Origin of the sequence: Pantoea sp. ACRSB, from assembly GCF_022346905.1 — a bacterium.
Taxonomy (GTDB): domain Bacteria; phylum Pseudomonadota; class Gammaproteobacteria; order Enterobacterales; family Enterobacteriaceae; genus Pantoea; species Pantoea piersonii.
The window spans coordinates 321,998-347,423 of record NZ_JAKRNL010000001.1 but is presented as its reverse complement, the minus strand read 5'-3'; the positions used below and the strand labels follow the sequence as shown (position 1 = coordinate 347,423).

The window sequence follows — 25,426 nt, the reverse complement described above, 5'->3', positions numbered from 1 at the left end:
CGTACCATGGCCGCTTACTATCCTCTGATTAAACAACTGCATCTGCTGACAGTATTTATCAGCATTGCGCTTTTTATCGTGCGTTTTTACTGGCTGCGCAGCGGTTCGGCGCTGCTACAGCGCCGCTGGGTGCGCATTACGCCACACGTTAACGATACCTTTTTACTGCTTACCGGCGTGCTGCTGGTGGTCATTACACACTTTTACCCCTTCTCGCCGCAAGGAAGCTGGCTGACGGAGAAGCTTTTAGGCGTTATTATCTACATCGCCTTAGGTTCCGTGGCATTAAGCCGTCGCCCGCGCACCAGCCGCACGCGCTGGATCGCTTTCCTGGTCGCGCTGGTCGCGCTGGTGACAGTGATTAAGCTGGCGGTGACCAAAATGCCATTATTGGGGATAGTATGACCTCCGCAGAACAATTAGATTTTAGCCAGACGCCGCTGTGTGAAGCGGTGATTGGCGCGACCCGAGCGATTCGCGCCGATTTTCCTGCCTCCTCCGTACAGGAGCAGCTGGCCGCGCTGGTGGCGGAAGCCCGCCGCTATGTAAGCAGCGAGCAGGACGCCGATATGCAGCTGGAGAAGCTGCTGGAGCTTTTCTATCGACAGTGGGGCTTCGGCGGCGCCAGCGGCATCTATAACCTTTCCGACGCGCTGTGGCTGGATAAAGTGCTGAAGACGCGCCAGGGAACGGCGGTCTCGCTGGGTGTGATCCTGCTGCATATCGCGCAGGCGCTGGAGATTCCGCTGATGCCGGTTATTTTCCCCACTCAGCTTATTTTGCGCGCAGACTGGATTGACGGCGATATGTGGCTGATCAATCCCTTCAACGGCGAGACGCTGGATACCCATACGCTGGAAGTCTGGCTGAAAGGCAATATCAGCCCCACGGCGAAGCTCTACGACGACGATCTGGAAGAGGCGAAGACCATTAGCGTGATGCGCAAGATGCTCGACACCATGAAAGCGGCGCTGATGGAGGAGAAGCAGATGGAGCTGGCGCTGGGCGTGAGCCAGGTGCTGTTGCAGATCGATCCAGACGATCCCTATGAGATTCGCGATCGCGGTTTGATCTATGCTCAGCTGGAATGCGAGCATATTGCGTTAAACGATTTAACTTATTTCGTTGAGCACTGTCCTGAAGACCCGGTCAGCGAAATGATCAAAGTGCAAATTCACGCAATTGAACAGAAACAGGTGACGCTGCACTAAGCGCACCACACAGTTAAGGAAAGGGCATGACTCAGAAAGTCGTCACTATTGGTGATATCAAGGTCGCTAACGATCTGCCATTTGTGCTGTTTGGCGGCATGAACGTGCTGGAATCGCGCGATCTCGCCATGCGTATTTGCGAACACTACGTTAAGGTCACCGACAAGCTCGGCATTCCGTACGTGTTCAAGGCCTCTTTTGACAAGGCGAACCGCTCTTCCATCAAATCCTATCGCGGTCCAGGCCTCGAAGAGGGCATGAAGATTTTCCAGGAGCTGAAGCAGGCGTTTGGCGTGAAGATCATTACCGACGTGCACGAGCCAGCGCAGGCGCAGCCGGTGGCCGACGTGGTGGATGTGATCCAGCTGCCGGCGTTTCTGGCGCGTCAGACCGACCTGGTTGAAGCGATGGCGAAAACCGGCGCGGTCATCAACGTGAAGAAGCCGCAGTTCGTCAGCCCGGGTCAGATGGGCAATATCGTGGATAAGTTCGCGGAAGGCGGCAACGATAAAGTTATTCTGTGCGATCGCGGCAGCAACTTTGGCTATGACAATCTGGTTGTCGACATGCTTGGCTTTAACGTCATGAAGAAAGTCACCAATAACAGCCCGGTGATTTTTGACGTGACCCATGCGCTGCAGACGCGCGATCCGTTCGGCGCTGCCTCTGGCGGCCGTCGCGCTCAGGTGGGCGAGCTGGCGCGTGCCGGTATGGCGGTCGGTATTGCCGGTCTGTTTATCGAAGCGCATCCGGATCCGGATCACGCAAAATGCGACGGCCCGTCCGCGCTGCCGCTGGATAAGCTTGAGCCGTTCCTGGTGCAGATGAAGGCGATTGACGATCTGGTGAAGAGCTTCCCGGAGCTGGATACCAGCAAATAAGCTGCGCTTCACCGGGCAAAATAAAAAAGAGCGAGAGATCGCTCTTTTTTTTCGTCGCTTTGCTGCCTGGGCGCGGCGGGTTGCTAAAGCATGATGGTAAGGAGATAGCCCGCGAATAAGGCCAGGTGCGCGGCGCCGTTCAGCACATTGGTGCGTCCGGTGGAAAAAGAGATCTGGCACAGGATCAGCACCGCCGACATCATGACCATCTGCGGCGGCTCAAGGCCAAACACCAGCTGCTGGCCGGTCAGCGTGGCGATAATTGTTACCGCCGGTACGGTCAGAGAAATGGTCGCCAGTACGGAGCCGAAGAAGAGATTCATGGCACGTTGTACCTGATTCATCAGCACCGCCTTCAGCGCGCCCAGTCCTTCCGGCGACAGGATCAGCAGCGCGACCAGAAAGCCGGTGAACTGCGCAGGCGCATTAAACTCCGACAGCAGTTGCTCCAGCGTCGTGGCGTTCATCTTGGTGACGCTGATAACCGCAATCAGATGCACGATCAGCCAGACGGTATGCCAGACGCTGCTGTGCGCAGAAGGCTTGCCGTGATGGGGGTCGCCATCGTCGCTGTCGTCCTCATGCTCGTAGACAAACAGGCTCTGATGCGTGCGCGTCTGGATCAGCAGGAAAACGCCATACATCGCTGCCGAAATCGCCGCAATCAGCAGCGCCTGGGTGGTAGTGAAGTTGCCGCCCGGCAGCGCGTTGGGAAATACCAGCACCAGTATCGCCAGCGGAAAGATGGCGATCAGATACTGCTTTACCCCGGCGAGATTCACATACTGAGTGGCGAACTTACGCCCGCCCAGCAGCAGCGAGAACCCGACCAGCCCGCCAGTGACGATCATAATGATGGAGTAGAGCGTGTCGCGCATCAGGGCTGGCGCGGCGTCGCCGGTCGCCATCAGCGCGGAGATCAGGCTGACCTCAAGGATAACCACCGACAGACTCAGGATCAGCGAGCCGTAAGGTTCACCCAGCCGGTGCGCCAGCACGTCGGCATGGCGCACCACGCTAAACGCGCTGCTGAGGATCGCGACCAGCGCCAGCAGGTTGATGCCGATAACCACGGGCAGGCCGTTTGCTCCGCCGGTGAAGAACAGGACGCCAAGGGCGGCGAGGGGAAGTATCAGCGAGAACTCTTTGTGACGTGTTTTTTCATAGGTAGTCATTCACCATCCTCTTAAGGGAAAAGCTTCGGCGAAACCCAAACGGGGCTTCACAAAAAGAGTAGAACTTTTATGTCGTCAGAGAGTGTAACTTTTCACCGTTTGCTATGTGGAAAATTTACCACTTTTTACTTTCAGTAAAATAATCTTCAACTGCGGTAAAAGATGCGGTAAAGATAAATTAGCTATTAAATTTCATTTGGTTAACTGTTTGAGTAAAGCAAGCTCAACTGCTTTATTTGCGGTTTTTTGACAGGATAACCACGATTTTTAGCGGCTTTATTCTACTTGTGCGTGGTACCGCAATGAAAGCCAGGGTTGAAATTTTTTGCGCATACGCCAGGCTTAGATAAGGCCCTGAATGGAGGAGATGCAATGCCGTATAAGAACCATGAAGCGCTGCCGGACAACGTTAAACATGTACTGCCCCCGCACGCGCAGGAGATCTATCAGAAGGCTTTTAACAGCGCCTGGGATCAGTACAAAGACAAGGATGAGCGCCGCGGCGATGAGTCGCAGGAAGAGGTCGCTCACAAAGTTGCCTGGTCGGCGGTGAAAAAGGAGTACGAAAAGGGCGATGACGATAAGTGGCACCCGAAAAAGTAACCCTCCACGAAAAGGCCAGTGATACTGGCCTTTTTCTTAAATTACTTTAAATTTGTTGCTTATTCCTGGCCTTGAAAGCGTTGCGGAAAATGCATAATGTCAGCTAACGTTGCCGCTCACCGCGTCGCCCGTATGTCGATTTAACCAGGGAGCATGTTCGACAGGATGTAAGAGAAGTCAGGAGGTCGCATTGTTAACCCGAGAATTTTTATTAAAAGCAGACTGCAAAACGTCATTCGGCGATATTGAAGAGTCCCTGCTCTGGAGCTGCGAGCAGCGCGCCGCATCGCTGGCAGCCACGCTGGCCTGTCGTCCCGACCAGAGCCCGGTCTGGATCTTCGGCTATGGCTCGCTGATGTGGAACCCCATTTTTGAAGCGGACGAGGTTGCATCCGGCACGCTGGAAGGCTGGCACCGCGCCTTCTGCCTGCGCCTGATTGCCGGACGCGGCACCTCGTCCCATCCCGGCCGCATGCTGGCGCTGAAAGAGGGCGGATCAACCAGCGGGCTGGCGTTTCGCCTGCCGGAGACGCGCCTGCATGAAGAGCTGGAGCTGCTGTGGAAGCGCGAGATGATCACCGGCTGCTATCTGCCGACCTGGTGTGAGCTGATGCTGGAGGATGGCCGCAGCGTGACCGCGCTGGCCTTTATCATGGACCCGCGCCATCCACTCTATGAATCTGACTCCTGCCCGGAGGCTGTCGCGCCGCTGATCGCGGCGGCAAGCGGCCCGCTGGGCAGCAACGCGCAATATCTCTTTTCGCTGGAGCAGGAACTGGCGAAGCGCGGCATGGAGGAGGAGAGCTTAAGCCGTCTGGCGCATCAGGTGCGCGCGCTACAGGCGGGAATGCACTGCGCGCAGGGGTAGCGGCTCGCGGCGTGCCGATCCACGCCGCGAAAGCGCATCAGTTCCCCGGATTCAGCAGCCAGGTGCCTGGCTTATCAATCACCAGCGACTGCGCGCGCATGCTGGTTCCTGAGTGCACTTCAATACGATACTGACCTGCCGCCAGATTAAGCGCGGCGAAACCGTTGTTGCCGGTTTTCACCTCAACTGGCTGACCGTTCAGCACCACGTTGGCGCCGCGTTCCAGTTTAAGATAGACCGTCGCCAGCGCGGCGGGCGTGGCTGCTGCCGGCGGCGAATTATTGACGCCCGAGTTAGCAGCAACGGCCGGCGCTGCGTTTTCCGGCGTCGCGTCGCGTCTGTTAGTTAGCCAGGTTACCACGATCACCGCCAGCAGCGCGACCGCCGCCAGCGCCACCAGACCCGGCGACAAACGACGCACGTTGCGCGGCGTCACCGGCTCAACGCTGGCCGAACCGTGATTCACCGCCATCACCACCGGCGCAGGCGTAACGATCTCCTCTTCCTCAACAACGGGCGCCGGGGCTGGCGCAGGCAGCGGCTCCGGCGCAGGCTGCAGACTATTAACCACCGCCTCCACGTCGCTGACGGGCAGGTCAATCAGCGCCGCAAAAGCGTCAATCGACTGCGGGCGATCGGCGGGCTTCATCGCCAGCGCGCAGTCCACCGCGTGCAGCAGCGGCAGCGAATAGCCCGCTGGCTTACGTTCAACCAGCGGCTGGTAGTTATCCTCGATGCAGCGCACCACGCTGACCGGCGGCGGATTGCTGGTGATCAGGCTGTGCAGCACCGCGCCGAGCGCGTAAATATCTGTCCAGGGGCCTTGTTCGTTTTCACCCTCTTCGCTGTACTGCTCAATCGGCGCGAAGCCCGGCTTCAGCATAATCTCGGTTTCGTCTGACAGATTGCCGATCTCTTTGCGCGCCGAGCCGAAGTCGAGCAGAACCGGCAGCTGGTTTTCCTGAATCTGAATATTATCCAGCGAAATATCACGATGCAGATAGCCCGCCTGATGAATCGTGCTGATGGCGCCGAACAGCGGCGGCAGCAGGCGACGGATCCAGGCTTCGTTCACCGCATCCGGGCTGGTAAGCTGCCACTCTTTCAGCGTCATGCCGCTGTAGTAGAGCGTGCCCATATAGGCGGTGCCGTTCTGTTCCCAGAAGCGCAGCACGTGCAGCAGGCCGGGATGGTTAAAGCGCGCCAGCAGACGCGCCTCCTGAATAAAGCTGGTCAGACCGGCATTAAAAAGCTTCTGATAGCGCTCGCCGCGTAGCTCAAGCGACATATCCTCTGCGCGTACCGCCAGCGATACCGGCATATACTCTTTAATAGCGATGGTGCGTTCGAGCTGATGATCCCACGCGCGGTAAACGATGCCAAAACCGCCGCCGCCAATCACTTCCTTGATTTCAAACTCGTTAAAACGGTATCCCGCAGGGAGCGCGTTGGGCACCGCTTTTTGATTATCATTTGCCGACATAGTGAACTCTCTGAACACCGCCTGGCAGGCAGGCTGCGCTGTAATTAATTGATGTTACGCCACGCACCTATCGCCGGATCAACCAGATCGGCGTGCAGGGTGTCGATCAGTAACACATTCACTTTTTGCTGTGGCATAAACTGCGGTCCCCAAAGACCGCGCAACGTTTCCACCCGCGATTTCACGGCGTCAGGGTCCTGCTGCGCCGTATTCTTATCCATTTTGACCAGTAGCGCGCCGTTAAAGCGCCAGACGTGGCTCGCCTCGTCGAAAGGCAGCACCAGCCAGCTGTCCGCCGCATCGGCGCGCGTGACGATCATGCGCTCTTTATTGACGGCCACGATTTGCAGCGAGTTGCCGGAAATCGCCAGATTCGCAACAGGGTAGCCCTGATAAAAGGTGACCGGCAGAGGCCTGTTTTTCCCCTTATCCGCTAAGATTATCTCGCTTTTGCCTTCCAGCCAGCCGTCCTGTGGGCACTGCGCTTTCGCGCTGTCGGGAATAAACAGCGACTGTCCATCGGCGTCCCATGAGGTGCGGAAGCGGCAGCCGCCAGGCAGATCGAAATGCTGCAGCGGCGCGGTATTGGCCGGACGTGACAGATCGAGCGGCGCGGCGTTAGCGGCGCTGGCGCTGGCGGTGGCGTCAGCCATCACAATGGGCCGCCAGTTTTGCAGTTTGCTGGCGCTGCCGCTGGCCAGTACGCCGCCCTCTTTGTTAGTCATTTGCCAGGGCAGTTCGTCCAGCGTGCCGCACTGGTTCGCCAGCAGCGTGCCGACACGCGGTAAAAACGTCGTCAGCACAGCAGAGTCGGTGCTTTTACCCGACACGATGCGCAGCGGCAGCGACTCTTTGCACCAGTCATCGGGCGCTTTGCTTTTTACGCCATCAATAAAGACCTCCAGCGCCAGGCTGGGGGAATAAACCACGCGATAATCTTCGGCCTGCGCGCTGAAGGCGATAAGCAAGGTCGCAATGCCGGACAACCATAATTTCATAATGATCCCTGGTATCAGTCGCGGGGCGGCAGAAAGCGTGCCGAATCCGCCGCAGAATAAAGCAACGTGGCGTCCTGAGGTTCGCCGATCCACACAGAGAGCGCGCTGAGATTATCCTTCTTCACGCTGCGGCTGACCGCTTTTTCCATCAGGGCCAGCCACTCTTCGCAGGCATTTACCATACGCAATGCCTGCTCCATCTCCCTGGTCGTCAGGTTAAGCCAGAATCCGTCAGTGCAGACCAGAAAGGCGTCGCCATCCTCCAGCGCCAGCTCGGCGGAAAAGGTAACCGGACGTGCTGGATCCGCGCCGAGCGCATTATAAAGTAAATTACTGTTAATGCCGGTATTTTCATAGCCTGCATCCTTTAGCTGCTGCGCCAGACTGTGATCGCGCGTGACGTCGAACAGCGCGCCGTGGCGAAAATGATAAACCCGGCTGTCACCGGCGTGCGCCCACCAGGCGCGCCGCTGCGGGCGGTCAATAAACAGGGCGGCCAGCGTAGTGCTCATCTGCGAAAAACCAGGCTGCTGCGCCTGCGCCTGCCGCAGCGCCGCGCGGCAGTGCTCAATCGCCGCGTGGGTATTCTCCGGCGTCAGCCGGGGCTGGTCATTCAGCTCGGCCAGCAGGGTGTCGCGCACCAGCTGCGCGGCGCGATCGCCGCCGGACAGGCCCGCCACGCCGTCGCATACCACAAAGCAGGCTTTCTCCTCGGTAATTTCCGCGCCGGTGCGGTCCTGGTTCTCATCGCGCAGCCCCTGCTGGCAGCGACTGGCAAAAACAATCTTCATGCTTCATCCGTCCGGGTCTGCGAATCTTTGTACTGGTTGACTTCCACGTCGTAGGCGTGCAGAAAGGCCTCGCCGAACAGGGTATGGAAGTCATCTTCAATCTCGCCGGCGGTGCGCTGATAATTGCGCGTAAAGTAATCCCAGAGCGCGGCTTTTCGGGCGACAGAGAAGGGGAGCCTGGGCAGAACGCCCTCGCTGCGCGCCTGCTCTTCCAGACGCTGCGGGTTAAACGACTGCAGCATGGCGGCGATAATCGCGCGAATACCGGCGATCATGCCAAGCTGATGCGCCTGCAGATCCACCAGCGCGTCGCGCACCGCCTGCTCCGGCGGCATAAAGCCGGGCATCTGGCTCTGATACATCTGCATCAGCACCGTTTTCCCGGAAGGCAGGATCTTAAAGGGGTTATTCGCCTCATTCAGGATCATTGTCATATCCGCCTTAACGCCGCGCTTCAGGATCTGGCGCGACGACAGCAGCGCGACCGTACCCTGAGAAAAGAGGCTAAGCATACGTCCCGTAACGCGCATCTGCTCTTCATCAATAGGGGTGGCGTGGCCGTTGCTCAGCCCCATGCCCTCCAGCAGCGCGGCGATCAGTTTTTCCTGATCCTGCAAAGCGGCACCGGTCAAACGCGGCGACTCGCTTTTTTGCGGTTCGATCGCCAGCCGCGCGTCGCTGTGGCGCGATGCGGCAGGGGACGCAGAGACAACGCTTTCCACCGGCTCTGCGTCGAGGCCCAGCGGATCCTCCTCCAGCTGCATCTCACTGACAAACAGCGCCAGCGGGTCATCTTTCGCCGCGTCGGCGCGCGCCGGGTCCTGTACCGCAATCTGGTATTCGCCAATTTGCAGCGCATCGCCATGCTGCAGCCGAACCTGCATGCCCCGATCCAGCACGACGCCGTTATGCACCACCGAGGTTACGCTGCCCTGGCTGGTCAGGCGACACTCGCCGTCGGCGGAAAGGTGTACCAGCGCCTGCAAACGCGAAATGGCGCGCGATTCATCCGGCAATACCAGATCGTTATCCTGGCTACGGCCAATAGTGCCGCCGGGCGGCTGAAACGCCACGGTTTTTACCGGAACATCCGTATTGCACTGCACAATGGTAAATTGCATGAGTCATCCCGTGTCTGATGGGCAAACGCAAGGCCGTTATTCGAACATTGGCGGATAGAGGCCGTTACGTCCCGGCTGTGTACCTGCCGCCGGGTTAAAAAGTAGTGAAAACAGTTGCGCCGTCAGGTTGCCGCTGTGCTTGTGGGTCGCATGGGCGAAGCCATCGCAGCGATTGGTCCACCAGTAGCTGATATGCTGCTGCGGATCGAACCGGTCCGCCGCCTCGCGCCAGCTCAGGGTACAGGGCAGATCGCTGAAACCAATCACCTCCATAATGTCGGAGCGCTGCTTCTCCGGCACCAGCAGCGGCGGCAACGCCTGAATCTGCTGCTCCAGCTGCGCGGCGGCGATCTGCACCCGTACCGCCTGGTAGAGCGTGGCGCCTAAGTCCTGAAACCAGTCGCCGGATATGGCGAGCTGTGCCGGATGCCACTGGCTGAGCGGAAAGGTGCGCAGCGCCAGCAGCGGCCAGGCGCGCCCCACGCGGTCACATGAGGGCATCAGGCAGCCCATCTGCACCTGCTGCACCCCCGGCGTAACCGGCAGGACGAAGTTCCACACTGGCGCCTGCAGAAACCAGCTGGTGGCCGCCTGCTCCTGGCTGTGCCAGTGCATCAGCCCTTGCTGAAACCAGTGGGTCCAGGGCGCGATATGTTTTTCACTCAACCGGTGGCGCAGGAAATCGCCGGTTGAGGGGAGCTTCCCGTACCAGCCGGGAGCGACGATCGCAGCCATCTCTCACCTCATCATTACTCGCTATGCGCGGTCAATCGCTTCGCGGCCACCGCAGGGGTGACGGCCAGCGCGCTGCCTTCCCGACCCGCATTTTTAAGATTTTCCGCAAGTTTACGCATCATCAGCGCATTGTCGCGCGCATAGGGCGAAGACTGAATCTGCTGATCCAGCAGCTGGCTGAGGTGCCAGTCGAGCTGCTGCAGATCGCGCGCGCTGACGTTCTCAGGCAGCGAGTGCTGCAAATTCTGCATCAGCCAGGCGCGCAGAAATTCACCGTCATAGTTGCGCGGCTGGTAGAGCATCTGATAGGCACGCAGCGCGTTGCGGCTGTATTCATTATCATCGCCCTTGTCGTTTCGCAGCAGATTAGTGATCTGCTGCGCGACGCGCGGTAATAGCAAAGACTTTAGCGCATTTTGATAAAGCGCCCAGGCCGCGTCGCTGACCTGGGTGCCGCGATAAAGCCCGGCGCGCATAGTAACAGGCGGATTATCCAGAGAAAAATGATCGGAGAGCGGCAATTTCACCAGGTTGTTCAAAAAGGGAAGCAGATCAAAAATATTATCGGCTGGCTGATGGATCACCTGCTGGCTCTGCTTCACGATGGTCGGCACGCGATCCGCCACCTGGCTGAGATAACGCTGATTCTGGAAAAAGCTAATCAGCCAGAGTCCCGAGGCGATAGTCAGCGCGCCCGCCAGCACGCCGTAACCAATCCAGTGAAACAGCTGATTACGGTGCTCCCAGTGGCGGTTGCTGCCGGCAAGGCCGCTTTCGCGAAACACCAGATCGCTGAGGAGATCGCGAATAAAAAAGCTCTGCCCCTTATTGCCGGGAATCGGGCTGTTGCGGTTAACGCTGTCCCAGGCGGCGATGGTCTGACCGCTCGCCTGCGGCAGCTGCAGCTTGCGGCTCAGCTCGCCCATAATGCGGTCGAAGGGCAGGCCCTCCTGGGTGCCGCTGGTAAAAAAGAGTCCGCGGGCGCTCCAGGCGATCGACTCCTGCTGACCGGAGAAAACCACGTCGAGATACTCGTTCAGCAGCGGGCGCAGCGAGGCGAACTCCTGCGGAAAGAGGAAACAGTCGGCGCGCTGGTTAAGGTCACGCTCCTGCGCCATTTTGTGGCTCAGCTGCTGCTGAAGCTGACGCTCCAGACGGTGGAACTGCTGATTAAAGCTGCGATGCCAGTCGTCTTTATGCGGCTTGCCCGGCTCCCAGGGGAAGGTAAAGCCCCAGATAGCGTCGCGCTGGCGTTTCTCCAGCGCGCCGAAATAGCCCATAAACCCCTTCAGCAGATCGGTCTTGGTCACCATTACATAAACCGGAAAGTGAATACCGGTCTGCTGGTGCAGCTCGCTCAGGCGGTTGCGCATGGCGCTCGCCTGGGCAAAGCGCGTCTCGGCGGATTCACTCAGCAGATCGGCCACGCTGAGCGTCATGATCACGCCGTTGATCGGCTGGCGCGTGCGGTAGCGCTTCAGCAGGTTAATAAAGCTGTGCCACTCCCCGGCGTCGCGCGCGCGCTGGCTCTCCTGCAGGGTATAGCGTCCGGCGGTGTCGATCAGCACCGCCTGGTCGGTAAACCACCAGTCGCAGTGGCGGGTGCCACCGACGCCGCGGATTGCGGTTTTGCCGACGCTGTCGGTCAGGGGAAAATCGAGCCCGGCATTCAGCAGCGCGGTAGTTTTACCCGCGCCAGGAGCGCCGATTACCAGATACCACGGCAGCTGATAGAGATAGCTGGAGTGCATGCGCGCCAGCCAGCGGCTGTTGCTCTTGCGGCTAAAGGGCATGCGTTTTAGCTGCGTCACCGCCTCGCTGAAGCGCTGAGTAAGCAGCTCTTCAGTCGCCTGCCGCTCAGAGAGATCTTCCGCGCTGGTCTGCTGTAGCGTAGTGAGCAGCTTGCTGTTAAACCAGGCGCGATAGAGCGAAGGGATAAACTGAAACAAAATCCAGATAAAAAAGAGTGCGCCTACCGTCAGCTGGCGCGGCAGTTCAGGCTCCAGCGGTCGGGTTTCCCCCCAGCTCCAGAGCGGGCCGAGGATCCAGACGAGGCAGCTCAGCGCCGTAACGCCGATAAAGCTCCAGAGCAGGCGATGGGTCAAAACAGGGCGTAAGGATGCGCGCATTACTGAGCTCCTTGATGATTGCCAAGCGTTTCCGGCGCGGCAAACAGGGTGATCTCAACGCGACGATTGCGTGTCCGGTTTTCATTGCTGTCGTTGGGCAGCAGCGGATCGCTGTCGCCGCGTCCTTCAGAACGGATCGCGTGGCCGTCGGCAAGCTGCGTCTGCAACAGCTGCGTCACCGCGCGGGCGCGAGCGAAGGAAAATTCATAGCTGGAGGCGAAGCGGCTGTTATCTACCGGACGATTGTCGGTAAAGACCGACACCAGCACCGTACCTTTAACGTTCTTCATCGCCGTGGCGACGCGGGCCAGCAGCGCGCGGCCCACCGGATTAATGGCGGTGCCCTGTTCGGCGAACAGCTTATCGGCGGGGATAATCACTTTACTGCCGAAGGCGCCGTCGCTGACTTCAAGCTGACCGGCGGCAATCACGTCGTTGAGGCGCTGACGCAAATCAAGCAGCGCCTGGGGCGAGGAGGGGCGACGCCCGACGGTGATCTGCGGCAGCGGCGTCTGGTAAATCGCACGCAGCAGCGGTTCGGCGTCGTTGCCCAGCCGCCAGTTAAGGGCGCTGTAGAGCAGGCAGGCGATCAGCGCGGCGAGGGTAGCGCAAGCCCAGAGCGGAATCATCGGGCGGGAGATGCTGCTGACCAGCGGATGCACCTCGACCAGCGGCCTGGCGTTCTCGCTTTGCGGCTGCCGCGTTTCCTCAATCAGCTTCGCAAGGCGCTTGCGGATGGCGTCGCACTGCACCCGTCCGCTGTCGCTGCCGCGATAGCGGCCTTCGTAGCCGAGCAGCAGACAGTAGTGCACCATCTCCAGCAGCCAGAGATGCTGGGCCGGACTCTGCGATATGCGCGACAGCAGCTGGAAAAATTTTTCGCCGCCCCAGCTTTCGTTATGGAAGGTAACCAGCATGCCGTTGCCTGACCAGACGCCGCGCGTGCCCCATGGGGTTTGAGCGGCAGCCTCATCCAGCGCGCTGCACAGGCAGTAGCGCGCGCCGATAATCATCTCGAACGGCAGCCCGGCCTGTTTGCAGCGCTGCTCGAACTGACGGATTTCATCAATCAGCGACTGACGCAGGCCCGCGGGGTCGTCGTGCGTGATCGCCTGGCGAAGCTGCACCACGGCATTCAGCAGCGGCGCCGCAGCCTGTAATAAAAGATTATCGTTGCCCGAGGCGTTCACCTCTGCGGCCTGCGATTCTTGTGTCATTAACGGGGATTCTTCCAGACAAGAACAAATCCCTGAGTGGCTAGCTCAGGGATTACGTACTGGCAATATGCGCCGGATTTCATTATCAGTCTAAGATCCAGGTCGCGGTATCGTTGGTGCGGCACGCTTTACTGGCGCCGCCGACATCGACACAGACCTGCTTATTCTTACCGCGCGGGCGAGGGCGATCGCTGCGCAGGGTTGCGTCGTAGCGGCTGCTTTCCACGCCCGCTTTCAGCGGAACATAGCCAATCAGCGGGCCGTCAGCCTGGTCGGCGATCGCCAGCCAGTGGTTTTCGACGCTGCCCAGCACTTCGAACGGCTTACCGTTTTCAAGGTAACGCACCACTTTGCCGCCATAATCGGGCGTGGTCATCACCGAAGCTGCGTAGAGCGCGCGCCAGGTCTCATTAACCGGGGTAAATTCGGCAGGCGCGGCGACCGCATGACGATGAACTAACTTAACGCCATTGACTTCGCTGGTGACCAGCGTGTCATCGGTGACAGACGGCGGCGGTGCTTTACAGCCCGCAAGGGTCAATGTCGCCAGCAGCATTAACGCAAGACTCTTTTTCACCATGTTCCTCGATTTCATCAGAGTAACTGCATAATACGCCGCCATCGTCATCCCTGTGACGACCTGCGTGCTGCATCATGCCTTCACAGCATCAGCTAAAAAAACGGACAAATTACATCAGGATAGTACTGCATCCAGTCTACCTAAGACTTTTGAGATTTCAAACCATTGCGCTCACGCTAAAGCCATGCTAGCAAGCCTGGCGCACGGCGCGCAAAAATGCCAAAAAACGTCGCTGAGTAGTTCAGTTAAACGAAATTTACTAATGAATAACGTAACGCGATGAATTATGAAGCAGCCTATTTTGTCATGCGTCTCAGGGAATAGGAAATTATTAAATTTTTTTAATTGCTTCTGCGCTATGGGTTACGCTTGGCACTTTTTGCACGCCTATCATTTTCAGAAAATCCGGGTGAGGGCGATCGCATTCTTTTCTTAAAGCGGCACAGCTTTTGCTTCATTTTGCCCTGAAAACAGGACTCAAATGAGAAGGTGATCCCCATGACCGACGCGCTGGCATACCTCCAGGCATCGCGCGACAGCGATATCGCCAGCCTGCAACGACTGCTGCAGACCGGCCAGCTGATTGCGGCGCTGAGCGAACTGATCCACCAGCTGCAACGCGAGCGCGGCGCCAGCAATATCTGGATCTGCTCCCAGGGCCGGCTGTTTGGCCAGGAGCGCCTGGCGCGCGAGCAGGAGGTGGGCGCCGCGATCCGGGACTTTACACAGGCCTTACCGCCCGCCGCCGCCCATCCTGGCGACAGCCGCTTCTGCAATCTGATCGCCGCCGCGCTGCAGACGCTGGCGGCGCTGCCTGCGCTGCGCGCGCAGATGCTGGCGGGCGAGCGCGATCAGGCGCAGGCGATGCAGGCGTTCAACCAGGTCATCCGTACCTTGCTGAACCTGGTGTTCGAGGCGGCCGATACCGCCAGCCATCCCGATATTTCCCGCGCGCTGATTGCGCTGTTCAGTTTTATGCAGGGTAAGGAGCTGGCGGGACAGGAGCGCGCGACCGGCTCGGCAGGTTTCGCCGCCGGACGCTTCAGCGAGGCGCAGCGTCAGCGTATGGTGGCGCTTATCGCGGCGCAGGAGCAGAGCTTCGCCACCTTCAGCCAGTTTGCCGACGCCGACGCGCTGGCCCGCTGGCGTCCGCTCGCCGCCGCCAGCCGGGAAGTCGAGCGGCTGCGGCGCATCGCCTGCACGCTTGGCCAGGCGGATGAGTCGGGCACGCTGCGCTGGTTCTCTCTGCTCAGCGCCCGCATCGACCAGATGAAAACCCTTGAAGACCACCTTACCGCTACGCTGATGACCCGCTGCCGTCAGGCTATCCATGCCGCGCAAAGCGAGGCCGCACAGCCGATTCAGGCGGCGGATCAGAGCTTCAGCCTCTATATCGCCGGCGCCGACTGGCTGCCGGAGGAGCAGACCCACCTGCACAGCGACGGGCTGGCGCATCAGCTTGGCCGCTCGGTTCTGTCGCTGGTGCGCGAGCAGGCGCAGCGTCTGCAGCGCCAGGCGGACGAGCTGGCGACGATGCGCGCCACCCTGGAGGAGCGGCGGGTGATCGATCAGGCGAAAGCCTGGCTAATGCAGCAGCATGACTACAGCGAACAGGCCGCGTGGCAGGCGCTGCGCAAAAGCGCCATGAACCAGAATAAGCGCATTATTGATATCGCCCAGGCGGTACTGGCGGTCGCCGCAATGGCGCAGCCGCCCGCAGGGCAATGAGTAAAGCGCGGGTCAGAGAGCAACGCGCGCAGCCGCTACCTCATGAGAGGTAGATGCACAACGGCTGTGCGCACGCTGCGTTAGCGGAGTGCATTCGTCTGGATTAGCCGCGCCAGAAGCCGTGTCGCCGCGGGCTGTGCAAGCTGGCACGCTCTTTGCTCTGATTTAAATGAAGCTGGTTAAATGAATTCGCACCTGTTTCGCCAACGGCGGCGAAACAAGTGCTCTGGATAAAGGCGTCCATCCGCATGCGCAGGCATGTCGGTCGGACGCCTTTTTTTATTCTCTTTTTTCAGGAAGCGAGCGATGAGCCACTCCTCTTTTTCCGCCTCACGGCGCAAGTTATTACTCGCCAGCGCCGTCGCTGGCGGCGCATATCTGCTGCCGGGGCTGCGCAGCGCCGTCTGGGCCGCCGGTTCAGACGCGCCGGAAAAGGCCAGCCTGCGCGTCGGCTTTATCCCGCTCACCGACTGCGCACCGGTGGTGATGGCGGCGGTGAAGGGCTTCGATAAAAAATATGGTCTGACGCTGCAGCCGAGCAAAGAGGCGAGCTGGGCGGCGGTGCGCGACAAGCTCACCTCCGGCGAACTGGACGCCGCCCACGCGCTTTACGGCATGATCTACGGCCTGCAGCTGGGCGTGGCGGGGCCGCAGCATGATATGGCCAGCCTGATGACGCTTAACAACAACGGCCAGGCGATTACGCTCTCCAGTCAGCTAAAGGCCCAGGGCATCACCGACGCCGCCAGCCTGAAGCGTGCGGTGGCGGCCCAGCCGAAAGGCGCCTTTACCTTCGCGCATACCTTTCCCACCAGCACCCATGCCATGTGGCTCTACTACTGGCTCGCCAGCGCGGGCATTCATCCCTTTGACGACGTGCGCACCCTGGTCGTGCCGCCGCCGCAGATGGTGATGAATATGAAAATCGGCAATATGAGCGGCTTCTGTGTCGGCGAGCCGTGGAACCAGCGCGCCATCAGCGACAACATCGGCTTCACCGTCGCGACCTCACAGCAGATCTGGCCGGATCATCCAGAGAAGATCCTCGCCACCCGCGCCGAGTGGGTCAAAACCTTTCCTAACAGCGCCCGCGCGCTGACCGCTGCGGTGCTGGAGGCGGCGCGCTGGATAGACGCCTCCGACGATAACCGCCGCGAAACCGCCGCGGTGCTGGCGCAGCGCGCCTGGATCAATACCCGTGTTGAAACCCTCGAAGGACGCATGCTCGGGCAGTACCAGGACGGCCTCGGCAAAAGCTGGCAGGAGGCCCATCCGATGCGCTTCTTCCACGACGGCGCGGTGAGCTTCCCCTGGCTCTCCGACGGCATGTGGTTCCTGACCCAGATGAAGCGCTGGGGCATGCTCAGCGCCGAGCCGGACTACCTTGCGGTGGCGCGCCAGATCAACCGTATCGACATCTACAAACAGGCGGCGTCAGCCGTCGGAAACGTCGCGCTGCCGCAAAGCGAACTGCGCAGCAGCACCCTGATAGACGGCAAGGTATGGAACGGCAGCGATCCTGCCGCTTACGCCGCCGGTTTCGCCCTGAACCGCCAGGAGAAGCAGAAATGAAGAAAATCGCTCAGATAAGCGCGCCGACGGCCGTCGAGCCCGGCACTGTTGTCACCCTCAACCTGACACCGAAACGCGCGGTCCGTCCGCCCCGTCTGCGTCCGCTGATGCAGCGCCTGATCCCGGCGCTGTGCGGTCTGCTGCTGATGCTGCTGGTGTGGCAGATCGCCGCGCTGTGGAGCAGCGGCTTCCCGACGCCTTACGCCACCTGGCAGGCGGCGCTGACGCTGTTCGCCGATCCCTTTTATAACGCCGGGCCGAACGATCAGGGCATCGGCTGGAACGTGCTCGCCTCGCTGCAGCGCGTCGCCGTCGGGTTCGGGCTGGCGGCGCTGGTGGGGATCCCCGCGGGCTTTCTGCTGGGTCGCTTCACCTTTGTATCGCGCATGTTCAGCCCTATCGTCGCGCTGCTGCGTCCGGTCAGCCCGTTAGCCTGGCTGCCCATCGGCCTGCTGCTGTTTCAGCGCGCTGAGCCTGCCTCCAGTTGGACCATTTTTATCTGCTCCATCTGGCCGATGGTGATCAACACCGCCGAAGGGGTGCAGCGTATTCCGCAGGACTACCTCAACGTGGCGCGCGTGCTGCAGCTTTCAGAGTGGACGGTGATGCGCCGCATCCTTTTTCCTGCGGTGTTGCCTGCGGTGCTGACCGGCGTGCGTTTGTCGATCGGCATCGCCTGGCTGGTCATCGTCGCCGCCGAAATGCTCACCGGCGGCCTCGGCATCGGCTTCTGGATCTGGAACGAGTGGAACAACCTCAACGTGGAGAACATCCTCATCGCCATTCTGGTTATCGGCGTGGTGGGGCTGTTGCTGGAGCAGGGCCTGATGCTGCTGGCCCGCCGTTTTACCTGGGATAAATAAGGAGCCGCTATGTCACCGATTATTCGCGTTCAGCAGGTCAGTCAGCGTTTTACGACGGCGGGCGGCGACTTCCTCGCCCTGGATAACGTTTCGTTCGACATCCATGAAGGAGAGACCCTCAGCCTGATTGGGCACTCGGGCTGCGGCAAATCGACGCTGCTCAACCTGATCGCCGGGCTGACCGCGCCGAGCAGCGGCGTGCTGCTGTGCGATAACCGCGAAATCGCCGGGCCAGGGCCGGAGCGCGCGGTGGTGTTTCAGAACCATTCGCTGCTGCCCTGGCTGACCGCCTGGCAGAACGTGGAGCTGGCGGTGCGGCAGGTGTTCAACGGCCGTATGGATAAAGCGGAAATGGCGGAGTGGATTGAGCACAACCTGAACCGCGTGCAGATGAGCCATGCGATGCACAAGCGTCCCGGCGAGATCTCCGGCGGCATGAAGCAGCGCGTCGGTATTGCGCGCGCGCTGGCGATGAAGCCGCGCGTCCTGCTGCTCGACGAGCCGTTCGGCGCGCTCGACGCCCTGACGCGCGCGCATTTGCAGGAGAGCGTAATGCGCATTCAGCAGGAGCTGAACACCACGATCGTGCTGATCACCCACGACGTTGACGAGGCGGTGCTGCTCTCTGACCGGGTGCTGATGATGACCAACGGCCCGGCGGCGAAGGTGGGCGAGATACTGAATATCGATCTCCCCAGGCCGCGTTCGCGGGTCGCGCTGGCGGATGACGCGCGCTACCACCAGCTACGCCAGCAGATCCTGCATTTCCTTTATGAAAAACAGACCTCGGCAGCCTGAGGAGCCGCATATGAAGCAACGGCTGCTGGTGGTGGGTAACGGCATGGCGGGAATGCGCATGGTGGAAAACCTGCTGCGTCTCGCGCCGGATCGTTACGCCATCACGGTGATCGGACGCGAGCCGTACGGCAACTATAACCGCGTGCTGCTCTCGCCGGTGCTGGCGGGTGAGAAAAGCTTCGAGGAGACGCTGATTCACTCGCACGACTGGTACCAGCGACAGGGCGTCACGCTGCTGGCGGGCGAAACGGCGCAGGCGGTCGATCTCGCTGCGCGTCAGCTTCGCACCGATCGGCGCGCGCTGGCGTGGGATCGGCTGGTGTTCGCCACCGGCTCGCGCCCGCGGCTGCCCGCCATACCCGGCATTTCGCAGCCGCAGGTCTACGGCTTTCGCACGAAAGAGGATGTCGATGCGCTGCTGGCCAGCGCGGGGCCGGTAGTGGTGCTGGGGGGCGGTTTTCTCGGTATCGAGGCCGCTGCCGCGCTGCACGCGCAGGGGCGCCAGGTGACGCTGCTGCACCATAAAGCCTGGCTGCTGGATCGCCAGCTGGATGCCCACGCGGGGGCGCTGCTGTGCAGGCAGCTGGAATCGCGCGGCCTGCGCGTGGAGCTTAACAGCGGACTGGCTGAGGTGACCGCAGCGGGCGTCGTACTGGCAGATGGCCGCACGCTGCCCGCCGCGCAGGTGGTGATCGCCATCGGCGTTGAACCAGAGATCGCCGTCGCGGCGGCGGCGGGCGTGCCCTGTCGGCGCGGCATCCTGGTGGATCGCCAGCTGCGCAGCGCGCGACCCGACGTTTACGCGCTCGGTGAATGCTGCGAAATCAGCGGCGAAACCTTTGGCCTGGTGGCGCCCTGTCTGGCGCAGGCGGACGTGCTGGCAGCGCAGCTGGCCGATCGGCCAATCGCTGATTTCCGTTACCAGGAAAACGGCACCCGCCTCAAGGTGAGCGGCATCTCGCTGTTCAGCGCGGGCGATATTCGCGAGGCGGAGAGCTGCACCAGCTTCGATCCTCTCTCCGGCGACTATCGCCGCTTGTTTCTGCGCGACGGTCGCCTGTGCGGCGTGCTGCTCTACGGCGACTGCCAGCAGGCCGCGCCGCTGCTGGCAACACTACAGGCGGGCGAAAACGCCGCTCTTCACACCCTTTTTGATAATCAACCCGAAGCGCAGCCGCAGGCTGCAGGAAGCCCGATGATGAGTAAACCGGTATTAGCCGTGGTCGGTCACGGCATGGTCAGTCACCATTTCCTTGAGCAGCTGGTGGCGCGCGCGCTGCATCAGTGCTATCACATCGTGGTCTACGGCGAAGAGCGGCAGCCCGCCTATGACCGCGTGCATCTCTCCTCCTTTTTCGACGGCAAAAGCGCGGCGGATTTATCGCTGGTTGATGAGAGCTTTTTTGCCGCGTACGGCATAGAACTGCGCAGCGGCTGTCAGGTCGTCGCTATCGATCGTCAGCAGCGTAGCCTGCGCGACAGCCGCGGCGACGAGCTGGCATGGGACAAGCTGGTGCTCGCCACCGGCTCGCGCGCCTTTGTGCCGCCCATCCCTGGCCACGACGACCCGCGCTGCTTCGTCTACCGCACGCTGGACGATCTCGACGCTATCTCCGCCTGCGCGCGCGGCAGCCGTCGCGGCGTGGTAATCGGCGGCGGCCTGCTGGGGCTGGAAGCGGCCAACGCGCTGCGACAGCTCGGGCTGGAGACGCATGTGGTCGAGTTCGCGCCGCGCCTGATGGCGGTGCAGCTGGATGAGGGCGGCGCGCAGATGCTGCGGCGGAAAATCGACGCGCTTGGCGTGCAGGTGCATACCGCTAAGCAGACGCAGCGCATCGACCGCGAGGCGGACGGCAGCCTGACGCTGCACTTCGCCGACGGCGAAACCCTGCCCACCGATCTGCTGCTCTTTTCGGCGGGCATCCGTCCGCGCGACGAACTGGCGCGCGAGGCGGGATTAACCCTCGGGCCGCGCGGCGGCATTGAGATCAACGACCTCTGCCAGACCAGCGACGACGCGGTGTTCGCCATCGGCGAGTGCGCGCTCTGGAACGGGCAGGTCTTCGGCCTGGTAGCGCCCGGCTACCAGATGGCGCGGGTGCTGGCGGGGTACCTCGCCGACGAGGCGAGCGCCTTTAGCGGCGCGGATATGAGCACCCGTCTCAAGCTGCTTGGCGTTGAGGTCGCCTCGTTCGGCGACGCGCATGGCCGCACTCCAGGCAGCCAGAGCTACTTCTGGACTGACGAACCTAAAGGCGTCTACAAGAAAATCGTCGTATGCGGCGAAGGTAAGACCCTGCTTGGCGGCGTACTGGTGGGCGACAGCGGCGACTACAGCACGCTGCTGCAGCTAATGCTGAATAAGATGGCGCTGCCTGACGCGCCGGAGAGCCTGATCCTGCCCGCGCTGGCGGGCGCACCGGCCCGCACATCGGGCGTGGCGGCGCTGCCTGAGAGCGCCCAGGTCTGCTCCTGCCATAACGTCAGCAAGGGTGACATCTGCGCCGCTGTGCAGAGCGGCTGCGGCGATCTGGCGGCGGTGAAGCAGTGTACCCGCGCGGCTACCGGCTGCGGCGGCTGTTCGGCGCTGGTCAAACAGGTTATGGAGAGCGAGCTGGCGAACCTCGGCGTCGAGGTGAAAAAGGATATTTGCGAGCATTTCGCCTGTTCGCGTCAGGAGCTTTATCACCTGATCCGCGTCGGCGAGCTAAAGAGCTGGGACGCCCTGCTGGCGGCCCACGGGCGCGGCCACGGCTGTGAGGTCTGCAAGCCGCTGGCGGCGTCGCTGCTTGCCTCCTGCTGGAACGACTACCTGCTCAAACCGGCGCACCTGCCGCTGCAGGACACCAACGATCGCTATTTCGCCAATATCCAGAAAGATGGCAGCTATTCCGTGGTGCCGCGCGTGCCGGGCGGCGAGATCACGCCGCAGGGGCTGATCGCTATCGGTGAAGTGGCGGCGCGCTACGATCTCTACACCAAAATCACCGGCGGCCAGCGTATCGATCTTTTTGGCGCGCGGCTGGACCAGCTGCCCGCCATCTGGGAAGCGCTGCTGGCGGCAGGCTTTGAAACCGGCCACGCCTACGGTAAATCGCTGCGCACAGTAAAATCCTGCGTCGGCTCCAGCTGGTGCCGCTACGGCGTGCAGGACTCTACCGCCTTCGCCATTGCGCTGGAGCACCGCTACAAGGGGCTGCGCGCGCCGCACAAGATCAAGATGGCAGTATCGGGCTGCACCCGCGAGTGCGCCGAAGCGCAGAGCAAGGATATTGGCGTGATCGCCACCGAGAAGGGCTGGAATCTCTACGTCTGCGGCAACGGCGGCATGAAGCCGCGCCATGCCGATCTCTTCGCCAGCGATCTCGACGACGAGACGCTGATCCGCTACGTCGACCGTATCCTGATGTTCTATGTGCGCACCGCCGACCGGCTGCAGCGCACCAGCGTCTGGATGGATAACCTCGAAGGCGGCCTCGACTATCTGCGTCAGGTGGTCATTGAAGATAGCCTGGGCATCGCGGCGACGCTGGAGGCAGAGATGCAGCATGTGGTCGCAAGCTACCAGTGCGAATGGCAAACCACGCTGGCGGATCCGTCGCGACGCGCGCTCTTCACCGCCGCAGTCAACAGCGATCGGCCGGACGAGACGCTGCACTACGACCGGGTGCGCGAGCAGCGCCAGCCTGCGGCGCAGTCGCGTATCCCGCTGCTGCAGCTGCCCGCCGAACCCTGGAGCGCGCTGTGTGACTTTACGGCGGTGCCGCCGCAGGCGGGCATCGGCGCGCGGCTCGGCAGCGAGCGCATCGCGCTATTCCGCTTCGGCGACGCGCTTTACGCGCTGGAGGATCGCGAGCCGGGCAGCGACGTCAGCGTGCTGTCGCGCGGCATTCTTGGCGATGTGGCGGGCGAACCGGTGGTGATCTCGCCGCTCTATAAACAGCGCGTGCGGCTGCGCGACGGGCAGAGCCTCGACAACCCGCAGCACCAGCTGCGCTGCTGGCCGGTGAAGCTGGAAGCGGGGCGCATCTGGGTGGCGAACCGGCCGATGAAGCTGATGGCGGAGGCCTCATGAATACCACCTGTCCCTACTGCGGCGTTGGCTGCGGCGTCAGTGTGCGCGCCGACGGCGCGGTCACGGGCGACGCCAGCCATCCGGCGAACCTCGGACGTCTGTGCGTCAAGGGCGCGGCGCTGGGCGAAACCCTGCACGCCAGCGGACGGCTGCTGTGGGCGCAGGTGGATGGCGAACGCGTATCGCTCGATGCGGCGCTGGAGAGCGCCGCCGCACGCCTGCGCGCCATTATCGATCGACACGGCCCGGAGGCGGTGGCGATCTACGCCTCCGGGCAGCTGCTTACCGAGGATTACTACGTCGCCAACAAGCTGATGAAGGGCTATCTCGGCGCGGCCAATATCGACACCAACTCCCGACTCTGTATGGCCTCGGCGGTGGTGGGCTATAAGCGCGCCTTCGGCGCAGATGCGGAGCCCTGCTGCTATGAAGATTTCGCCGAGGCGGATCTGGTGGTGCTGGCAGGATCTAACGCCGCCTGGACGCATCCGGTGGCGTATCAGCGGCTGGTACAGGCGAAGCAGCAGCGCCCGGCGATGCGCGTGGTGGTTATCGATCCGCGCCGCACCGCAAGCGCCGATCTGGCGGATCTGCACCTGCCGCTGCGGCCGGGCAGCGACGGCGCGCTGTTCAGCGGCCTGCTTAACTGGCTGGCGCAGCATGACGCCATCGACAGCGAGATGCTGCCGCACCTGAACGGCGTGGCGGAGACGCTGGAGGCCGCGCGGCCCTGGACGCTGGCGCGCGCGGCGGATGCCTGCGCGCTGGATCGCGACCAGCTTGCCCAGTTCTATCAGCTGTTTACCGGCAGCGATCGCGTGCTGACGCTCTGGTGCATGGGCATTAATCAGTCAGCGAGCGGCAGCGACCACAACAACGCTATCCTTAACGCTCATCTGCTGAGCGGCAAGCTGGGCCGCGCGGGCTGCGGCCCGTTCTCGCTGACCGGTCAGCCTAATGCCATGGGCGGACGCGAGGTGGGCGGACTGGCGAATCAGCTGGCGGCGCATATGGGTTTCAGCGACGCGGAGTGTGACCGGCTGCAGCGCTTCTGGGGCAGCCCGACGGTGGCGCGTCGGCCTGGCCTGACCGCCGTCGCGCTGTTTGAGGCGGTGGCGCGCGGCGAGGTGAAGGCGGTGTGGATCCTGGGCACCAACCCGGCGGTATCGATGCCCGAAGGCAACCGGGTAGCGCAGGCGCTTGCCGCCTGTCCGCTGGTGATCGTCTCCGACGTGATGGCGCATACCGACACCACGGCGTTCGCCGATATTCTGCTGCCCGCCCTCGGCTGGGGCGAGAAAAACGGCACCGTCACCAACTCCGAGCGGCGCATCTCGCGCCAGCGCGCATTTGCCCCGCCGCCCGGCGAGGCGAAGCCGGACTGGTGGCTGCTGGCGCAGGTGGCGCAGCGGCTCGGCTTCGGCGACGCCTTCGGCTGGCAGCATCCGGCGGAAATCTTTCGCGAACACGCCGCGCTCTCCGGCTTTGAAAACCAGGGGCAGCGCGCCTTTGACATCAGCGGGCTGGCGCAGCTCAGTAACGAGGCGTGGGATCGGCTGAAGCCGGTGCAGTGGCCGGTTAACGCGCGCTTCCCGCAGGGCTGCGCCCGGCTGTTCAGCGATCGCCGCTTTTTCCATGCTGACGGCAAAGCGCGGCTGCTGCCCTGCGCTGCGCCGCTGGATGACCCGACCAGCGAGGCGTACCCGCTGCTGATGAACAGCGGGCGCATTCGCGATCAGTGGCACACCATGACGCGCACCGGCGACGTGCCGCGCCTGATGCAGCATATCGACGAGCCTTTTATCGCGCTGCATCCCGCAACGGCGCAGAGCCGGGGCCTTGTCAGCGGCGAGCTGGCGCGGGTGCAGTCGACGCATGGCTGGATGATCGGGCGGGTGCGTTTCGACAGCGGTATGCGGCTTAACGAGCTGTTTGCGCCGATGCACTGGAACCGCCAGTTTGCGCTGCAGAGCAACGTCGATGCGCTGGTGACGGCGCGCTGCTGTCCTGTGTCGGGCCAGCCGGCGCTGAAGCAGACGGCGGTGCGTATCCAGCCGCTGCGCACCGGCTGGCAGGGCTGGCTGTGGCAGCGCGAAGTTGCTGCGCCGGCCGGGCTGCGCTACTGGGCGCGCGCGCCGCAATCGGGCGCGCAGCGGCTGACGCTGGCGGGCGACGGCAACGCGCGCGACTGGGCGCAGGCGCAGCTGGCAACCCAGGGTATGCAGCTCCAGCAGGCGCAGGGCGCGGCGGGAGAGTATCGGCTGCTGGCATGGCGCGCGGGCGAACTGCAGCTGGCGTTCTACGCCGCGCCGCGCCTGCCGCTGCTCGACCATGAACTTATCGCCGCCGCCTTTCGCACGCAGCCCGCCGACGCCACCGGACGTTTTGCGCTGCTGGCGGGCCGGGCGGCGCAGGGCAACGGCGCGGGGCGCATCATCTGCAGCTGCTTCGGCGTCGGTGAAACGGCGATCAGGCAGGCCGTGGCGCAGGGCTGCGACTCGCCTGCGGCGCTGGGCGTCGCGCTGAAGTGCGGCACCAACTGCGGCTCCTGCCTGCCTGAACTGAAACTGCTGTTATCAACGCCAGCGACGGCGTAAC

Annotated in this window: 20 protein-coding genes; 11 read left to right on the top strand and 9 right to left on the bottom strand. The window is 62.0% G+C overall.

Features of this window, described 5'->3' with window-relative positions; genetic code table 11:
- The first annotated feature begins 6 nt into the window (after positions 1-6).
- Genes MHZ89_RS01675 through kdsA form a run of 3 tightly spaced genes read left to right on the top strand, consistent with a single transcriptional unit; the run spans position 7 to position 2,092 of the window.
- Positions 7-405, top strand: a complete 399-nt coding sequence (locus MHZ89_RS01675) for a SirB2 family protein (protein ID WP_120452279.1) — start codon at positions 7-9, stop codon at positions 403-405.
- On the top strand, positions 402-1,211 hold the full coding sequence (gene sirB1 / locus MHZ89_RS01670; RefSeq protein WP_311781598.1) for an invasion regulator SirB1: 810 nt from the start codon (positions 402-404) through the stop codon (positions 1,209-1,211). The genes MHZ89_RS01675 and sirB1 overlap by 4 nt, the downstream gene beginning before the upstream one ends.
- A 26-nt stretch (positions 1,212-1,237) precedes the next feature.
- Positions 1,238-2,092: a 3-deoxy-8-phosphooctulonate synthase gene (gene kdsA / locus MHZ89_RS01665; RefSeq protein ID WP_311781597.1), complete on the top strand. Its 855-nt coding sequence runs from the start codon at positions 1,238-1,240 to the stop codon at positions 2,090-2,092.
- An 83-nt stretch (positions 2,093-2,175) separates the two neighbouring features.
- Here the strand turns inward: kdsA and chaA are convergent, their stop codons facing one another.
- On the bottom strand, positions 2,176-3,267 hold the full coding sequence (gene chaA / locus MHZ89_RS01660; RefSeq protein WP_311781596.1) for a sodium-potassium/proton antiporter ChaA: 1,092 nt from the start codon (positions 3,265-3,267) through the stop codon (positions 2,176-2,178).
- Between the two features lie 372 nt (positions 3,268-3,639).
- Here chaA and chaB point away from each other — a divergent pair, with 372 nt between their 5' ends.
- The gene (chaB, locus tag MHZ89_RS01655; RefSeq protein WP_311781595.1) at positions 3,640-3,870 is read left to right on the top strand and encodes a putative cation transport regulator ChaB; all 231 of its coding nucleotides are present in this window, start codon (positions 3,640-3,642) and stop codon (positions 3,868-3,870) included.
- Positions 3,871-4,060: 190 nt separating this feature from the next.
- Positions 4,061-4,738 carry a gamma-glutamylcyclotransferase gene (locus MHZ89_RS01650; RefSeq protein ID WP_311781594.1) on the top strand — a complete coding sequence of 226 codons (678 nt, stop codon included), beginning with the start codon at positions 4,061-4,063 and terminating at the stop codon, positions 4,736-4,738.
- Between the two features lie 37 nt (positions 4,739-4,775).
- Here MHZ89_RS01650 and MHZ89_RS01645 read toward each other — a convergent pair whose 3' ends face one another.
- The 8 genes from MHZ89_RS01645 to MHZ89_RS01610 all read right to left on the bottom strand — a co-directional run bounded on the left by MHZ89_RS01645 (position 4,776) and on the right by MHZ89_RS01610 (position 13,792).
- Positions 4,776-6,221, bottom strand: coding sequence for a serine/threonine-protein kinase (locus tag MHZ89_RS01645; RefSeq protein ID WP_311781593.1), 1,446 nt, complete (start codon positions 6,219-6,221; stop codon positions 4,776-4,778).
- 44 nt (positions 6,222-6,265) lie between these two features.
- Positions 6,266-7,219: a hypothetical protein gene (locus MHZ89_RS01640; RefSeq protein ID WP_311781592.1), complete on the bottom strand. Its 954-nt coding sequence runs from the start codon at positions 7,217-7,219 to the stop codon at positions 6,266-6,268.
- A gap of 14 nt (positions 7,220-7,233) precedes the next feature.
- Positions 7,234-8,010 (bottom strand): serine/threonine-protein phosphatase, encoded by a 777-nt coding sequence (locus MHZ89_RS01635; RefSeq protein WP_311781591.1) that lies wholly within the window; start codon positions 8,008-8,010, stop codon positions 7,234-7,236.
- Positions 8,007-9,131 carry a type VI secretion system-associated FHA domain protein TagH gene (tagH, locus tag MHZ89_RS01630; RefSeq protein ID WP_311781590.1) on the bottom strand — a complete coding sequence of 375 codons (1,125 nt, stop codon included), beginning with the start codon at positions 9,129-9,131 and terminating at the stop codon, positions 8,007-8,009. Before tagH ends, MHZ89_RS01635 begins: the two co-directional genes overlap by 4 nt.
- Before the next feature lie 36 nt (positions 9,132-9,167).
- Positions 9,168-9,866, bottom strand: coding sequence for a type VI secretion system-associated protein TagF (tagF, locus tag MHZ89_RS01625; protein ID WP_311781589.1), 699 nt, complete (start codon positions 9,864-9,866; stop codon positions 9,168-9,170).
- Positions 9,867-9,880: 14 nt separating this feature from the next.
- Positions 9,881-11,995, bottom strand: coding sequence for a type VI secretion system membrane subunit TssM (tssM, locus tag MHZ89_RS01620; protein WP_311781588.1), 2,115 nt, complete (start codon positions 11,993-11,995; stop codon positions 9,881-9,883).
- Positions 11,995-13,212, bottom strand: coding sequence for a type IVB secretion system protein IcmH/DotU (icmH, locus tag MHZ89_RS01615; RefSeq protein WP_311781587.1), 1,218 nt, complete (start codon positions 13,210-13,212; stop codon positions 11,995-11,997). The genes tssM and icmH overlap by 1 nt, the downstream gene beginning before the upstream one ends.
- Positions 13,213-13,297: 85 nt before the next feature.
- Positions 13,298-13,792, bottom strand: a complete 495-nt coding sequence (locus MHZ89_RS01610; RefSeq protein WP_311782239.1) for an SH3 domain-containing protein — start codon at positions 13,790-13,792, stop codon at positions 13,298-13,300.
- A 498-nt stretch (positions 13,793-14,290) separates the two neighbouring features.
- Here MHZ89_RS01610 and MHZ89_RS01605 point away from each other — a divergent pair, with 498 nt between their 5' ends.
- From MHZ89_RS01605 to MHZ89_RS01580, 6 genes are all read left to right on the top strand, one after another.
- Positions 14,291-15,520: a nitrate- and nitrite sensing domain-containing protein gene (locus tag MHZ89_RS01605; RefSeq protein ID WP_311781586.1), complete on the top strand. Its 1,230-nt coding sequence runs from the start codon at positions 14,291-14,293 to the stop codon at positions 15,518-15,520.
- Positions 15,521-15,826: 306 nt separating this feature from the next.
- Positions 15,827-17,092 carry a CmpA/NrtA family ABC transporter substrate-binding protein gene (locus MHZ89_RS01600; RefSeq protein WP_311781585.1) on the top strand — a complete coding sequence of 422 codons (1,266 nt, stop codon included), beginning with the start codon at positions 15,827-15,829 and terminating at the stop codon, positions 17,090-17,092.
- Positions 17,089-17,955 (top strand): nitrate ABC transporter permease, encoded by an 867-nt coding sequence (ntrB, locus tag MHZ89_RS01595; RefSeq protein ID WP_311781584.1) that lies wholly within the window; start codon positions 17,089-17,091, stop codon positions 17,953-17,955. Before MHZ89_RS01600 ends, ntrB begins: the two co-directional genes overlap by 4 nt.
- A gap of 9 nt (positions 17,956-17,964) precedes the next feature.
- Complete coding sequence (locus MHZ89_RS01590; protein WP_126688789.1) at positions 17,965-18,753, top strand: ABC transporter ATP-binding protein; 789 nt, start codon at positions 17,965-17,967, stop codon at positions 18,751-18,753.
- A 10-nt stretch (positions 18,754-18,763) separates the two neighbouring features.
- Positions 18,764-22,828, top strand: coding sequence for a nitrite reductase large subunit NirB (nirB, locus tag MHZ89_RS01585; RefSeq protein WP_311781583.1), 4,065 nt, complete (start codon positions 18,764-18,766; stop codon positions 22,826-22,828).
- Entirely contained in the window at positions 22,825-25,425 is a 2,601-nt protein-coding gene (locus MHZ89_RS01580) for a nitrate reductase (RefSeq protein ID WP_311781582.1), read from the top strand. The genes nirB and MHZ89_RS01580 overlap by 4 nt, the downstream gene beginning before the upstream one ends.
- The last annotated feature ends 1 nt before the right edge of the window (position 25,426 follow it).

Coding starts and splice junctions, on each gene's coding strand:
- MHZ89_RS01675 (WP_120452279.1), top strand. CDS start 7: ATGGCCGCTTACTATCCTCTGATTAAACAACTGCATCTGCTGACAGTA.
- sirB1 (WP_311781598.1), top strand. CDS start 402: ATGACCTCCGCAGAACAATTAGATTTTAGCCAGACGCCGCTGTGTGAA.
- kdsA (WP_311781597.1), top strand. CDS start 1,238: ATGACTCAGAAAGTCGTCACTATTGGTGATATCAAGGTCGCTAACGAT.
- chaA (WP_311781596.1), bottom strand. CDS start 3,267: ATGACTACCTATGAAAAAACACGTCACAAAGAGTTCTCGCTGATACTT.
- chaB (WP_311781595.1), top strand. CDS start 3,640: ATGCCGTATAAGAACCATGAAGCGCTGCCGGACAACGTTAAACATGTA.
- MHZ89_RS01645 (WP_311781593.1), bottom strand. CDS start 6,221: ATGTCGGCAAATGATAATCAAAAAGCGGTGCCCAACGCGCTCCCTGCG.
- MHZ89_RS01640 (WP_311781592.1), bottom strand. CDS start 7,219: ATGAAATTATGGTTGTCCGGCATTGCGACCTTGCTTATCGCCTTCAGC.
- MHZ89_RS01635 (WP_311781591.1), bottom strand. CDS start 8,010: ATGAAGATTGTTTTTGCCAGTCGCTGCCAGCAGGGGCTGCGCGATGAG.
- tagH (WP_311781590.1), bottom strand. CDS start 9,131: ATGCAATTTACCATTGTGCAGTGCAATACGGATGTTCCGGTAAAAACC.
- tagF (WP_311781589.1), bottom strand. CDS start 9,866: ATGGCTGCGATCGTCGCTCCCGGCTGGTACGGGAAGCTCCCCTCAACC.
- tssM (WP_311781588.1), bottom strand. CDS start 11,995: ATGCGCGCATCCTTACGCCCTGTTTTGACCCATCGCCTGCTCTGGAGC.
- icmH (WP_311781587.1), bottom strand. CDS start 13,212: ATGACACAAGAATCGCAGGCCGCAGAGGTGAACGCCTCGGGCAACGAT.
- MHZ89_RS01610 (WP_311782239.1), bottom strand. CDS start 13,792: ATGGTGAAAAAGAGTCTTGCGTTAATGCTGCTGGCGACATTGACCCTT.
- MHZ89_RS01605 (WP_311781586.1), top strand. CDS start 14,291: ATGACCGACGCGCTGGCATACCTCCAGGCATCGCGCGACAGCGATATC.
- MHZ89_RS01600 (WP_311781585.1), top strand. CDS start 15,827: ATGAGCCACTCCTCTTTTTCCGCCTCACGGCGCAAGTTATTACTCGCC.
- ntrB (WP_311781584.1), top strand. CDS start 17,089: ATGAAGAAAATCGCTCAGATAAGCGCGCCGACGGCCGTCGAGCCCGGC.
- MHZ89_RS01590 (WP_126688789.1), top strand. CDS start 17,965: ATGTCACCGATTATTCGCGTTCAGCAGGTCAGTCAGCGTTTTACGACG.
- nirB (WP_311781583.1), top strand. CDS start 18,764: ATGAAGCAACGGCTGCTGGTGGTGGGTAACGGCATGGCGGGAATGCGC.
- MHZ89_RS01580 (WP_311781582.1), top strand. CDS start 22,825: ATGAATACCACCTGTCCCTACTGCGGCGTTGGCTGCGGCGTCAGTGTG.